Consider the following 13777-nt stretch of genomic DNA (forward strand, 5'->3'; position numbering starts at 1 on the left):
TCTGCACCTTAATCTGTTGGAGGTTTAGTCTAACTTTTGGGGTGCTGATCATCTTGAGACTCTTTCTTATTTTAGTGTTAAAAAGCCCTAAATAAAATAGGTGATAATTTATTTTAATTTGTGAATAAATTATCAATTTAACACTATATTTTTTGGTATTTTTATTCTATTCAATATCGGTTATCTTATCACTCGGAACATCGGTAAAATTTCCATCTGGTGTGCCGATAGAGTTTATTCATATTCGCTCATAATTTAGTGTAAATACCACTAAAGTGGTACGCTGGTTTGATCAAATGCAAAGAATCATGGTATGAGCTCAAGTAAACTTGCAACCAGTGATTATTATTATTTTTTTGGAGTTTATATGCTTTATGCAGAATTTTTGCTTTTATTAGCATTCCTCTACGCAGGTAGCCGTTACGGTGGTATCGGCTTAGGTGTTGTTTCAGGTATCGGTTTATTTGTGGAAGTATTCTTCCTCGGTATGCCGCTTTCAAAAGCGCCGATTGATGTAATGTTGGTAATTTTAGCTGTTGTAACTTGTGCATCTGTACTTGAAGCGGCGGGCGGTTTGAAATTTATGCTTCAAATTGCAGAACGTATTTTACGTAGTAATCCGAAACGAATTACTCTTCTTGGACCATTAGTCACTTACGTGATGACTTTAATGTTAGGTACCGGTCACTCAGTTTATTCAATTATGCCAATTATCGGCGATATTGCGTTAAAAAATAAAATTCGTCCTGAGCGTCCAATGGCGGCTGCGTCAGTTGCATCGCAATTAGGTATTACCGGTAGTCCGCTTTCAGCTGCGGTGGCATATTACTTAACTGAGATTACTAAATTACCGGGTTTTGAAGGTGTTACACTTTTAAATATCGTGGCAGTAACCATGTCTGCAACATTTGTTGGTGTACTTGCAATGTCTTTATATAGCTTACGCCGTGGTAAAGAGCTTGAAGACGATCCGGAATATCAACGTCGTATGCAAGATCCCGTATTACGTAAACAAATTGAAGAAACCAGCTCAACTTCATTAGATGAGCAATTACCGGCAAGTGCGAAAAACTCGGTATATCTATTCTTAGCGGCGATCGCAACGATTGTAATTATTGCAATGGTTCCTTCAATTAAACCGGTAATGGCAGATACAGGTAAAACAGCCGGTATGGATAAAATCATTCAAATCGTGATGTTAACCTTCGGTGGTTTGATCTTAGTGTTAACCAAAACTGATGTGAAAAAAGTGCCGAATGGCGTAGTGTTTAAATCCGGTATGGTGGCGACTATTGCAATCTTCGGTATTGCGTGGATGAGTGATACTTATTTCAGTTATGCGATGCCTTCATTTAAAGCGGGTGTAACCGAAATGATTAAAGCGCAACCTTGGACATTCGCATTCGCATTATTTGCGGTGTCTGTGGTGGTAAATAGCCAAGCGGTAACTGCGAAAATGTTATTACCGGTGGGTATTGCAATCGGTTTACCGGCACCATTATTAGTTGGTTTAATGCCGGCAACTTATGCATACTTCTTTATCCCTAACTACCCGTCAGATATCGCAACCGTGAACTTTGACGTAACGGGAACAACGAAAATCGGTAAATACTACTTCAACCACAGTTTTATGGCTCCGGGTTTAGTCGGTGTAATTACAGCATGTTGTGTCGGTATTGCTTTAGCGAATATGATTATCTAATTCTTTAATCTATTAAATTGATCAAGCGGTCGATTTTTGTAAAAAATTTGCAAAAGTCGACCGCTTGCTTTTTTCTACTTATCTTTACCAAACAAAACATTAAAACAACTTGCCCGATGCACAACTAACCGATAAAATTCTGATCTTTTAGTGGGGAAAAGTGGGAGATTGTGGATTTTTTGAATCCAGATCTCGCCGTTCGGTAATTTTTAGTGGCAGGGCAGAAAATGTTTCGTGGCGCAGCTTCAATTAGCATTGACAGTAAAGGGCGAATAGCTATTCCTACTCGCTATCGTGCCGAATTGCGTGAAAAACACGAGGGCATTTTGGTTTGTACCGTCGATATTCGCCAGCCGTGTTTATTGCTTTATCCGTTACACGAATGGGAAGTTGTAGAACAAAAATTGCTTGCACTTTCTAATTTTGATCCGATGCAGCGCCGTATTCAGCGAGTTATGCAAGGCTTTGCAACCGAATGTGAAATGGATGCTTCGGGTAGAATTTTACTTAGCCCGACACTAAGACAGCATGTACAGCTTGAGCAACAAATTATGTTGGTCGGGCAATTAAATAAATTTGAAATTTGGCAAGAAAAACAATGGCAATCACAGATTGCAGAAGATCTTGCATTGGGCAGTTCGGCGGAAATGCTGAATTGCGAAGCCTTAAAAAACCTTTCTTTATAAGATAAATAAGTGAGTTGGAAAAATAATGAACGACACAGCCCATAAGCATATTACCGTATTGCTACATGAAGCCGTTGATGGTTTGGCGATTAAGCCGAACGGTATTTACATTGACGGTACTTTTGGACGAGGCGGTCATTCTCGACTCATTCTCTCAAAACTTTCCGAACGAGGTCGCTTAATTGCAACAGATCGTGATCCTAGTGCAATTGCTGAAGCGAATACGATTACCGATGCTCGCTTTCAAATTGTGCATACCGCTTTCTCTGCGATTCCTGAAGTGTGCGAACAATTAGGTTTAACCGGCAAAATTGACGGTATCTTGCTTGATCTTGGTGTATCTTCTCCGCAGCTTGATGATGCGGAACGCGGTTTTAGCTTTATGCGTGACGGGTCGCTTGATATGCGTATGGATACGACTAAAGGTCTATCTGCCGCCGAATGGTTAGCACAAGTTTCAGTGGATGATTTAGCTTGGGTGTTAAAAACCTTCGGCGAAGAACGCTTTGCGAAACGTATTGCACAAGCGGTCTTTTCTTATAATAAATCTACAACAGACAAGATTTCTCGTACACTTCAATTAGCGCAGATTATTGCTGATGCCGTTCCTTTCAAAGATAAGCACAAACATCCGGCAACTCGCTCGTTTCAGGCAATCCGTATCTTTATTAACAGCGAGTTAGACGAGTTAGAGAAAGCGTTACAATCAGCCTTAAGCGTATTGGCACCGGAAGGTCGTTTATCAATTATTAGTTTCCATTCGTTAGAAGATCGCATGGTTAAACAATTTATGAAGAAAAACAGTAAAGGTATGGATGTGCCGAAAGGCTTACCTATTTTGGAATCGGAATTAAATAAAAATATTCCGTTAAAAACCATTGGTAAAGCGATTATGCCTAGCGAGGCAGAAATCGAAGCAAACCCTCGCTCACGTAGTGCCGTGTTACGTATTGCGGAAAAGAGATAGAGGAGTTAACGAATGGCAAGTAATGAACGTTATCCGCTCCATCAAATTATTTTAGATGATTTAACCGGACACAATAAAGTTGCATTGATTCTACTGATAGCAACGGTATTAACCGCAATTGGTACTATTTGGATTACTCACCAAACTCGTTTGCTTACCGCAGAGCAAGGAAAATTAGTTCAGCAAAATCGTAAGTTGGAAAGCCAGTATATTCACTTACAGCTGGAAGAAAATGCAAAAAGCCAGAAATCTCGTGTTGAAGCCGCTGCAGCTAGCTTCGGTTTACAACAGATTAAAAAAGAGCAAGAAGTTATTTTGGTTGAATAAATAATGGCAAAGTCAGTTAAATTAAAGCGTAAACCCACAGCCTCAGAGCCGAATATAGAGGCAAAAAAACAAGCCAGCACTAAAAATGGGCCGAGTTATCTCCCGATTCGTTTTGGTGTGGTCGGTCTTTTCATACTTGTGATGGCGGGAATGTTGATTGCGAAAGCCGCACATATCCAGCTATTTGATTCTGAACGTCTTATCAATGAAGCGAATAACCGCTCACTCCGTACAAAAGAGCTTCCGTTTACCCGTGGTCGAATTTTAGATCGTGACGGACGTTTCTTATCTATCAGTGTACCGATGTACTCTCTTACTTTAGATCCCCGTGAATATTTTGACAGTAAACTCAGACGTTCATCAGACCGTTGGAAATTGTTGGCAATGGAAATGGGCAGTTCAAAAAGTAAAATTGAGAAAAGTGTCAGCGATTTTATTGAGAAGAAAAATAAATCTAAAGAAAAAGTAGAGTTTGATCCTCGTTCAATTCTGAACACCAAAAATGAGAATTATTGGACGTTGTTAGCGCAATCAACTGGTTTGGATTACAACAGTTTGATTAGCACCGTACGTAATAATCCGTATTCACAGTTTATTGCGCAGGAGATTGCGGCGGCGCAATTGGATCGTTCAAAAATGGAAGCGATCGCCAAAGCAATTGAGGAAAAATATAACGATTTAATGAATCGTTTGTATAAAGCTTCTCGTCAGCGTTTTATCTATATTGCACGCCATGAATCCGAGAGTATTGCTAATTATGCGCAGGAACTGAAAATTGATGGAATGGTGTTAAAAGCCGAATCACGCCGTTTCTATCCGTTGGCGGAAGAGGCTTCGCAATTAATCGGCTTTACCGATATTGATGACGTACATGGTACGGAAGGTCTAGAGCGTAGCTTCGATTCTTTACTGATTGGTAAAAACGGTCGCCAAGTTATTCGTAAAGATGCACGTGGTAATGTGATTGAAAATATTCGAGATGAAAAACAATACGATCCGCAGGATGTTATGTTGAGTATCGATGAAGAATTGCAATCTGAAGTGTATAAGAAGATCAAAGAAGCGGTTATTGCCAATAATGCCGAATCAGGTACGGCGGTATTAGTTGATGTACAAACTGGGGAAATTTTAGCGATGGCAAATGCGCCTTCGTTTAACCCGAACAAACGAAATAGCTTTAAACCCGAATTAATGCGTAACCGAGCGATTACCGATACTTTTGAACCGGGTTCAACGGTTAAACCTTTAGTGGTATTAACCGCATTACAAAATGGCGCGACCTATCGTGATGAAGTGATTAGTACACGTCCGTTTGTGGTAAATGGTCATACGATTAAGGACGTTGCACCTCGTGAAAGTTTATCGCTGACCGGTATCTTGCAAAAATCGAGTAATATCGGGGTTAGCCGTTTAGCATTACGTATGCCTTCGACCGCATTGGTCGATACTTATAGTAAAGTCGGCTTCGGTAAAGATACCGGCTTAGGTTTAGGTGAACAACGAGGGACGAACGGTGATCGTAAGCGTTGGTCTGATATCGAACGTGCAACCATGGCATACGGTTACGGTTTAAATGTTACGCCATTACAGTTAGCTCGAGCTTATGCAACTTTGGGAAGTTTCGGCATTTATCGACCGCTTTCAATTACTAAAGTTGATCCACCGGTTATCGGTGAGCGTGTATTGCCTGAAAAAATCACCCGAGACGTAGTGCATATGATGGAAAGTGTCGCCCAAAAAGGTGAGGGTGGTCAGAAAGCAGCGGTTGATGGTTATCGTGTGGCGGTAAAAACCGGTACGGCACGTAAACTTGAAAAAGGTCAGTACGTAGAAAAATATATTGCCTATACCGCAGGTGTTGCGCCGGCAAGTGATCCCCGCTTTGCGTTAGTGGTGTTAATTAACGAGCCGAAAGCCGGTGCTTATTATGGCGGTTCGGTTTCAGCGCCGCTCTTCTCAAGTATTATGGGGTACACCTTGAAAGCAAGAAATATCAAACCGGATAATCTAACCGACACTGAAAGTGCCGTGCGTGAAATTAGAACGGAACAAAAAGTAAATTAGAACAACAATAAATTAGGTAACAATATGAAACGTTTACTTCCCTTTCTTACCGAACTAGATGCTTGGGTAGCAGAGTTAAAACTGCTTAAGCAAATAACGTTAGATTCTCGCCAAGTTGGTGAAGGCGATCTGTTTGTGGCGCTAAAAGGGCATCAAGTTGATGGTCGCCAATTTATCCAAAAAGCGATTGAGCAAGGTGCGGGTTTAGTCTTAGCGGAAGCAGATGAAGGGCAAACTGAAATTGAGTTGGATGCAAAATTTGCAAAATATAACTTAGATCGTACCTCTTGTAAGGTGGTTTCAGTGCCGAATTTAGCTCGTATTTTATCGGAAATTGCCGGAGCGTTTTATGCCAATCCGTCCGAAAAACTGACCCTAGTCGGGGTGACAGGAACGAATGGCAAGACCACAAGCGCCCAATTACTTGCCCAATGGCACAACTTATTAGGCGGAAAATCTGCGGTAATGGGGACGATTGGTAACGGTTTATACGGCAAAATACAAGAAGCGGCAAATACCACCGGTTCTGCGATTGAAGTGCAACGTAATTTAGCCAGCTTTGTGGAAATGGGGGCTGATTTCTGTGCGATGGAAGTCTCTTCGCACGGCTTAGCACAATATCGTGCGGAAGCGTTAAGCTATGATTTAGCAGTATTTACTAACTTAAGCCGTGATCATCTCGACTACCACAAGACAATGGAAGAATATGCACAAGCAAAATTCCGTTTGTTTAGCGAATTAGATACCAAAGCACAAGTATTAAACGCAGATGATGAAGTCGGGCGTGAATGGTTAGCAAAATTACCGAACGCAGTGGCAGTCAGTACCGATGCGAGCTTTAGTAGCGATCATAAATTCGTTAAAGCGACCGATGTGAGCTTTAGCTTACAAGGTGTAAAAATTGCGTTTGAATCAAGCTGGGGAAACGGCGAACTAAATAGTCGTTTAATCGGAGCATTTAACGTCAATAATTTGCTTACTACATTAGCCAGCTTATTGGTACTTGGTCACGATTTGCAAAAATTAATTGAAACCGCACCGCTTCTGCAAGGGGTTGCAGGACGAATGGAATGTGTCGTTTCGCAAAAAAATCCGCAAAATAGACCGCTTGTGTTAGTCGATTATGCCCATACGCCGGATGCGTTAGAAAAAGCATTGCAAGCGGCACGATTGCATACCGAAGGCGAGCTTTATTGTATTTTTGGTTGCGGTGGTGATCGTGATGCGGGTAAACGCCCGATGATGGCAGCGATTGCAGAAGAATTAGCGGATAAAGTGATTGCGACTGATGATAATCCGAGAACTGAAGATAATACCAAGATTATGGCGAATATTCTCAAAGGTTTTGTTCAAGTGGAGAAAGTACAAGTGATCCACGATCGTGAACAAGCCATTAAAACCGCGATTGAACAAGCGAATGAAAAAGATGTGATTTTAATTGCCGGTAAAGGGCATGAGGATTACCAGATTATAGGGACGACTAAGCATCATTTTTCGGATCAGGAAACCGCAGCCAAATATCTAGCGTAAATATATAAGGTTGCAGAGCAACCGCACAATCCGTAACCTCGTACATTTAGTGCGAGGTTTATCGCAAATATTTTTGAAAGAAGAAAATGATAAAACTAACAACAAATGAAATTGCCGACATTCTGAGTGGGCAGTTGAGTGGGAATGGCGGTGTAATGGTGGAAACCACCAGTACCGACACCCGACAAGCGGTCGAAAACGGGCTGTTTTTTGCATTAAAAGGCGAGCATTTTGATGCGCACCATTATTTAGCTAATGCGGTGGAGCAAGGCTGTGTGGCGGTGGTGGTTGAGCGTGAATGTGAGATTTCCGTACCGCAAATTGTGGTGCAAGATACACGCCTTGCATTAGGTGAGTTGGCCAAATGGCTAAAAGCGAAACTTAACCCGAAAACAGTGGCCATGACAGGTTCTTCAGGCAAAACTACCGTAAAAGAAATGACGGCAAAAATTTTGCAAAAAATGACCGTTTGTGAAGATGAAGTGCTTTATACCTTTGGCAATTTAAATAATGATCTCGGTGTGCCGATGACCTTATTACGCTTAACGCCACAACATAAATTTGCGGTGGTGGAACTCGGTGCAAACCATATCGGTGAAATTGCTTACACAACCGCAATTACTCAGCCGGATGCTTGCTTGGTGAATAATGTTGCAGCGGCACATTTAGAAGGGTTTGGCTCACTTGAAGGTGTGGCACAGGCAAAAGGCGAAATTTATCGAGGCTTAAAAGCCGGCGGTAAAGCGATTGTGAATCAAGCATTCTATTATCCGCAATGGCAAAAAGAAATTGGTGAGCATGAGCTGCAGTCATTTAGCTATACCGGTTCGGATCAAGATTCGTATGCAGACTTTTGGGCAGAAAATGTGGAATTAGACTTGTCCGGTTCTCATTTCACTCTACATTCTCCGCAAGGTGAAATCGAAATTAATTTGCCTTATTTAGGTGCGCATAATGTCAGCAACGCTTTAGCGGCGACTTCATTAGCGATGGCAGTCGGGGCGGATTTAAATGCGATCAAAGTCGGATTGGAGCAACGCTCGCAAGTTAAAGGTCGCTTGTATCCGGTTGAAGTTAATCAGCATTGTTTATTGATTGATGATACCTATAACGCCAATGTCGATTCGATGAAATCAGCGGTGGCGGTATTAAAAAATTATCCAGCGTTCCGTATTTTTGCGGTTGGCGATATGGCGGAACTGGGTGATGAAAGTGCAGCTTGTCATCAACAAGTGGCGGATTTTGTACGTGAGGCAAATTTAGATTTAGTTGTGAGTTTTGGTCAGCAAAGTGCAGTAATTAGTGGAGAGACTGCACATCACTTTACTGATAAACAAGCGATGCACGATTTCTTATTGCCGATTATTTCGCAAAAGATTGCAGAAAAACAACCGCTAGTGTTGTTAGCAAAAGGTTCTCGTAGCCAAAAAATGGAAACATTGATTTCTGCTTTATGCCTTTCTTTGGGCGTTTCTTTTTAATTTTTAAGGTAGGTAGATAGTGAAAATGAGTTATTACTCATGGCGCTATCTTTATGTGGATAAAATTTGTGGGCAATTGCCCGCTTAGTATGATTTAACAAGGGTTTTTCCTATGTTAGTTTGGCTTGCTGAGTATTTAGTTCAATACAATACAGCATTTAACGTTGTATCTTATATTACTTTCCGCGCGATTATGGCATTACTTACCGCAATGGGTATCGGTTTATGGATTGGCCCTGAAGTGATTCGTCGCTTACAGCTCTTAAAATTCGGTCAAGAAGTGCGTAATGACGGCCCGGAAAGCCACTTCAAAAAACGTGGTACGCCGACTATGGGTGGGATCATGATTTTAATCGCTATTGGTGTGAGTACCTTACTTTGGGCAGATTTACGTAACAGCTATGTTTGGTTTGTGTTGTTCGTATTATTCAGCTACGGTGCGGTCGGTTTTGTTGATGACTATTGGAAAATCAAACGTAAAAATACCGATGGCTTAATTGCCCGCTGGAAATATTTCTGGCTGTCATTGATTGCGCTGATTGCAGTATTCGGCATTTATGCGGTAGGTAAAGACACAGCAGCAACTCAGTTAGTGGTACCGTTCTTTAAAGACTTTATGCCGCAGCTCGGTATTTTCTTTATCATTCTGTCTTATTTTGTAATTATTGGCACTTCAAATGCGGTAAACCTCACGGACGGTTTAGACGGCTTAGCGATTGTACCGACTATTATGGTGGCATCGGCTTTTGCACTCATTGCATGGGCTACTGGTAACTTTAATTTTGCGCAATATTTACATATTCCGTTTGTTCCAAATGCCGGTGAACTTGTAATTCTATGTACCGCAATTGTTGGCGCAGGTTTAGGTTTCTTATGGTACAACACCTATCCGGCACAAGTGTTTATGGGCGATGTCGGTTCACTTTCATTAGGCGGTGCGTTAGGCACGATAGCGGTTTTGGTTCGCCAAGAATTATTACTGGTGATTATGGGCGGTGTATTCGTGGTGGAAGCTCTCTCGGTAATCTTGCAAGTCAGTTCATACAAACTTCGCCAAAAACGTATCTTCCGTATGGCGCCGATTCACCATCACTTCGAATTAAAAGGTTGGCCAGAGCCTCGTGTTATCGTGCGTTTCTGGATCATTACCTTAATGCTTGTATTAGTTGGCTTAGTCACATTAAAACTTCGTTAATCATAGGTGGGCTTGTCCCACCTTTTTCGCTTGCAAGCGGTCTGATTTATCCAAATTTTTACCCATTATAAAGAGATTCAATTATGCAAAACCAATATAAAGATAAGGTTGTTACTATTATCGGTTTAGGTAAAACCGGTTTATCTTGTGTCGAATTTTTTGCGGATAAGCAAGCAAAAGTACAAGTGATTGATACCCGTGAAAAGCCGGCAGGTACCGTTCTGCTTCCGGTAGATGTACCGTTGCATACTGGCGGTTTAAACAGCGAGTGGCTGTTAGCATCCGATTTAATTGTAAGCAGCCCGGGCCTTGCATTAGCTACACCGGAAATTCAACAAGCGATCAATGCCGGTGTGGAAGTGGTTGGCGATATCGAATTATTTGTGCGTGAAGCGAAAGCACCAATTATTGCGATTACCGGTGCAAACGGCAAAAGCACGGTCACGACATTAGTGACCGAAATGGCGAAACAAGCAGGGATTAAAGTCGGTATGGGCGGCAATATCGGGGTGCCGGTATTAAGCTTATTGAATGAAGAATATGAATTGTTTGTGTTGGAACTGTCTAGCTTTCAATTAGAAACCACTTCTTCTTTAAAAGCAGTCGTGGCAACCATTTTAAATATCAGTGAAGATCATATGGATCGTTACAATAACTCGGTGGAAGAATATCGTTTAGCCAAATTGCGTATTTACGATAATGCCGAGAATGTGATTGTAAACGGTGAAGATAGACTGACTTATCCGCTTGAGACGCAAGCGGTCAAAAAATTGATTCGTTTTGCAGAACATAACGCTGAATATACGATGCGTAACGGCATTTTATATTCGGGTGACGATGCAATTATTCCAACTAAAGAAATGCTGATTTCAGGTCGTCATAATGAAATGAATGCATTAGTGGCGATGGCATTAGCCGAAACGGCAGGCATTCCGCGTGAAGGGATTGTAAAAGCACTGCAAGTGTATGGTGGCTTGGAGCATCGTTTCCAAGCGGTAAAAACCAATGACGGTGTGCGCTGGGTGAATGATTCGAAAGCAACTAATGTCGGCAGTACGGTGGCGGCGCTCAACGGATTACAAGTGGTGGGAACACTTTATTTGTTATTAGGTGGTGATGGCAAAGCGGCGGATTTTTCCGAGTTAAAACCACTTATTAATAAACCGAATATCGTTTGTTATTGCTTCGGTCAGGACGGTGCGCAATTAGCCGCATTATCAAACCAAAGCGTGTTGGTGGAAACCATGCAACAAGCGATTGAGCAAATTCGTCCGCAACTGAAAAAAGGAGATATGGTGCTATTATCGCCGGCTTGCGCAAGTCTCGATCAATTTAAGAACTTTGAAGAACGTGGACACGTTTTTGTAAAATTAGCTCAGGAAGTAACCGCTTAATATGTTAGAAAGATTTAAGACAGAATGGGATAAATGGATACGATTAACACCGACTAATTCGCTATATGATCGCACATTGATTTGGCTGTTTTTTGGCTTATTGGTTATCGGTTTTGTGATGGTCATCTCGGCATCAATTCCGGTCAGTACCCGTTTAAATAATGATCCGTTTTATTTTGCGGTGCGTGATGGAATGTATTTAGCGGCGTCATTATTCGCCTTTGTGGTTGTGGTTCAAATTCCGACCGAAAGTTGGGAAAAACGTAACGTTGCCTTTTTCTTAATATCGTTACTGTTTTTAGTAGTCGTGCTGGTTTTTGGACGTAATGTTAACGGTGCGACACGTTGGATCCCACTCGGACCGATAAATTTCCAGTCGGCGGAATTGGCAAAATTAGCCATTATTTGTTATTTCGCCAGTTTCTATGTGCGTAAATATGATGAAATGCGTACCAAGCGTGCGAGCTTTATTCGTCCGATGGTGATTTTAGCTATTTTTGGTATTTTGTTACTGCTACAGCCGGACTTAGGTAGTACGTTCGTATTATTCGTATTAACGTTTGCTATGCTATTTATTATGGGGGCGAGAATTTTACAGTTCCTGTTCCTAGGTATTGCGGCGGCGATCTTGTTTGCCTTTTTGGTACTGACATCCGAATATCGTCTTAAACGTGTTACCTCATTTATGGATCCTTTTGCGGATGCTTATGGTGACGGTTTCCAGCTTTCTAACTCGCAAATGGCATTTGGTCAAGGTGAGTTCTGGGGACAAGGCTTAGGTAACTCGGTACAAAAATTGGAATACTTGCCGGAAGCCCATACGGACTTCGTTATGGCGGTAGTTGGCGAAGAATTTGGATTTATCGGTATTGTCGCGATTGTGATCTTGCTCGTTTCTTTGGCGTTACGAGCGCTTAAAATCAGTAAAGATGCACTGAAATTGGAAGAACGCTTCCGTGGCTTTTTAGCTTTTGGTATTGCGATTTGGATCTTCTTACAAGGCTTCGTAAATCTAGGAGTCGCTTCAGGTTTACTACCGACCAAAGGTTTAACATTTCCGTTAGTCAGTTATGGTGGATCCAGCTTAGTGATTATGTCGATTGCGATTGCGATTTTACTGCGAATTGATTACGAAAATCGCCTTGCTTTGATAGGACATGCGCAAATCAAGGAAATTTAAAAAAACAAGCGGTCGGAATTTGCAAAAAATTTGCAAAAACTGACCGCTTTCTTTTTCCGTAAATTGTCAATTTCCTGTACAATAACAACAATTTGTCTAAAAAATCTAATAAGTGAGCGATTACGCTCAAATTTTTGTAAAAGAGATCAAAATGACTAAAAAACTTCTTGTCATGGCAGGTGGAACTGGCGGCCATGTGTTTCCGGCAATTGCGGTTGCACGAGAACTGCAAAAACAGGGTTGGGAGATCCGTTGGCTGGGAACTCAAGATCGAATGGAAGCTGACCTTGTGCCAAAGCACGGTATTCCAATTGAGTTTATTCAAATTTCCGGATTAAAAGGAAAAGGTATAGGTGCATTACTGAAAGCGCCTTTTGCCATTTTCAAAGCGGTGATGCAGGCTCGTAAAATCATTAAAAATTATCAACCTGATGCGGTACTCGGTATGGGTGGATATGTATCCGGGCCGGGCGGCATTGCAGCGAAATTATGCGGGGTACCGGTTATTTTACATGAGCAAAATGCGGTTGCCGGTTTAACCAATGTTTGGTTATCAAAAATTGCTCGTCGTGTGTTACAAGCCTTTCCGACCGCATTCCCAAATGCGGAAGTGGTGGGAAATCCTGTGCGTGAAGATCTTGCTCAGCTTGAAGCGCCGGAAATTCGTTTTGCCGAACAAGGTTATCCGATCAATATTTTAGTGATGGGCGGTAGCCAAGGCGCAAGAGTGATTAACCAAACCGTACCTGAAGCGGCTAAACAACTTGGTCAAAATGTGTTCATTAGCCATCAAGTAGGGAAAGGCAATCTCAGTGGTATGAAAGACATTTATCAAGCGACCGGTAACGGTATTGCCGCCGAATTTATTGACGATATGGCACAAGCCTATAACTGGGCGGATTTAGTGATTTGTCGTTCAGGTGCATTAACCGTATGTGAAATTGCCGCAGCAGGTTTACCGGCAATTTTTGTGCCTTATCAACATAAAGATCGTCAGCAATATTTGAATGCGACTTATTTAGCGGATGACGGTGCGGCAATCATTATCGAACAGCAAGATTTTACGGTAGAAAGTTTATTAAGTGCGTTACAGCCGTTAATTGCCGATCGCCAAAAGCTAACTGAAATGGCGGTCAAAGCCAGAGCGAAAGCAACTCCTACAGCCGCTCAACGTGTAGCAGAAGTGATTATCGAACAAGCGAAATAGTTTTAAACGCAACCAACAAAAATATTTGGTTGTACAGATAGGAA

General features: G+C 41.8%; 11 protein-coding genes. All 11 read left to right on the forward strand.

The window, feature by feature from the left end; all coding sequences use genetic code 11:
• Nucleotides 1–367: 367 nt before the first annotated feature.
• The 11 genes from HMPREF0027_RS03190 to murG all read left to right on the forward strand — a co-directional run bounded on the left by HMPREF0027_RS03190 (nt 368) and on the right by murG (nt 13733).
• Nucleotides 368–1702, forward strand: a complete 1335-nt coding sequence (locus HMPREF0027_RS03190; protein ID WP_044024420.1) for an anaerobic C4-dicarboxylate transporter — start codon at nt 368–370, stop codon at nt 1700–1702.
• Between the two features lie 227 nt (nt 1703–1929).
• Nucleotides 1930–2388: a division/cell wall cluster transcriptional repressor MraZ gene (mraZ, locus tag HMPREF0027_RS03195; RefSeq protein ID WP_044024239.1), complete on the forward strand. Its 459-nt coding sequence runs from the start codon at nt 1930–1932 to the stop codon at nt 2386–2388.
• Between the two features lie 25 nt (nt 2389–2413).
• A complete protein-coding gene (rsmH, locus tag HMPREF0027_RS03200) occupies nt 2414–3355 on the forward strand; it encodes a 16S rRNA (cytosine(1402)-N(4))-methyltransferase RsmH (protein ID WP_005622206.1) in 942 nt (313 codons plus the stop codon).
• A gap of 12 nt (nt 3356–3367) precedes the next feature.
• Nucleotides 3368–3682, forward strand: a complete 315-nt coding sequence (gene ftsL, locus HMPREF0027_RS03205) for a cell division protein FtsL (RefSeq protein ID WP_005622208.1) — start codon at nt 3368–3370, stop codon at nt 3680–3682.
• Between the two features lie 3 nt (nt 3683–3685).
• Entirely contained in the window at nt 3686–5746 is a 2061-nt protein-coding gene (locus tag HMPREF0027_RS03210) for a penicillin-binding transpeptidase domain-containing protein (protein WP_005622210.1), read from the forward strand.
• 24 nt (nt 5747–5770) lie between these two features.
• Nucleotides 5771–7276 (forward strand): UDP-N-acetylmuramoyl-L-alanyl-D-glutamate--2,6-diaminopimelate ligase, encoded by a 1506-nt coding sequence (gene murE, locus HMPREF0027_RS03215; protein ID WP_005622211.1) that lies wholly within the window; start codon nt 5771–5773, stop codon nt 7274–7276.
• 86 nt (nt 7277–7362) lie between these two features.
• The gene (gene murF, locus HMPREF0027_RS03220) at nt 7363–8757 is read left to right on the forward strand and encodes a UDP-N-acetylmuramoyl-tripeptide--D-alanyl-D-alanine ligase (RefSeq protein ID WP_005622212.1); all 1395 of its coding nucleotides are present in this window, start codon (nt 7363–7365) and stop codon (nt 8755–8757) included.
• Nucleotides 8758–8869: 112 nt separating this feature from the next.
• Nucleotides 8870–9952, forward strand: coding sequence for a phospho-N-acetylmuramoyl-pentapeptide-transferase (gene mraY / locus HMPREF0027_RS03225; protein WP_005622213.1), 1083 nt, complete (start codon nt 8870–8872; stop codon nt 9950–9952).
• Between the two features lie 83 nt (nt 9953–10035).
• Nucleotides 10036–11346, forward strand: a complete 1311-nt coding sequence (gene murD, locus HMPREF0027_RS03230) for a UDP-N-acetylmuramoyl-L-alanine--D-glutamate ligase (RefSeq protein WP_005622214.1) — start codon at nt 10036–10038, stop codon at nt 11344–11346.
• Between the two features lies 1 nt (nt 11347).
• Entirely contained in the window at nt 11348–12526 is a 1179-nt protein-coding gene (gene ftsW, locus HMPREF0027_RS03235; RefSeq protein WP_005622215.1) for a putative lipid II flippase FtsW, read from the forward strand.
• Nucleotides 12527–12677: 151 nt separating this feature from the next.
• Entirely contained in the window at nt 12678–13733 is a 1056-nt protein-coding gene (gene murG, locus HMPREF0027_RS03240) for an undecaprenyldiphospho-muramoylpentapeptide beta-N-acetylglucosaminyltransferase (RefSeq protein ID WP_044024240.1), read from the forward strand.
• Nucleotides 13734–13777: the final 44 nt, after the last annotated feature.

This window comes from Actinobacillus ureae ATCC 25976, assembly GCF_000188255.1.
Lineage (GTDB): Bacteria > Pseudomonadota > Gammaproteobacteria > Enterobacterales > Pasteurellaceae > Actinobacillus > Actinobacillus ureae.

What these genes read in the sequence shown, in the direction of transcription:
- mraY (WP_005622213.1), top strand. Translation starts at nt 8,870, where the DNA reads ATGTTAGTTTGGCTTGCTGAGTATTTAGTTCAATACAATACAGCATTT.
- HMPREF0027_RS03190 (WP_044024420.1), top strand. Translation starts at nt 368, where the DNA reads ATGCTTTATGCAGAATTTTTGCTTTTATTAGCATTCCTCTACGCAGGT.
- mraZ (WP_044024239.1), top strand. Translation starts at nt 1,930, where the DNA reads ATGTTTCGTGGCGCAGCTTCAATTAGCATTGACAGTAAAGGGCGAATA.
- ftsW (WP_005622215.1), top strand. Translation starts at nt 11,348, where the DNA reads ATGTTAGAAAGATTTAAGACAGAATGGGATAAATGGATACGATTAACA.
- HMPREF0027_RS03210 (WP_005622210.1), top strand. Translation starts at nt 3,686, where the DNA reads ATGGCAAAGTCAGTTAAATTAAAGCGTAAACCCACAGCCTCAGAGCCG.
- murE (WP_005622211.1), top strand. Translation starts at nt 5,771, where the DNA reads ATGAAACGTTTACTTCCCTTTCTTACCGAACTAGATGCTTGGGTAGCA.
- murF (WP_005622212.1), top strand. Translation starts at nt 7,363, where the DNA reads ATGATAAAACTAACAACAAATGAAATTGCCGACATTCTGAGTGGGCAG.
- ftsL (WP_005622208.1), top strand. Translation starts at nt 3,368, where the DNA reads ATGGCAAGTAATGAACGTTATCCGCTCCATCAAATTATTTTAGATGAT.
- murD (WP_005622214.1), top strand. Translation starts at nt 10,036, where the DNA reads ATGCAAAACCAATATAAAGATAAGGTTGTTACTATTATCGGTTTAGGT.
- rsmH (WP_005622206.1), top strand. Translation starts at nt 2,414, where the DNA reads ATGAACGACACAGCCCATAAGCATATTACCGTATTGCTACATGAAGCC.
- murG (WP_044024240.1), top strand. Translation starts at nt 12,678, where the DNA reads ATGACTAAAAAACTTCTTGTCATGGCAGGTGGAACTGGCGGCCATGTG.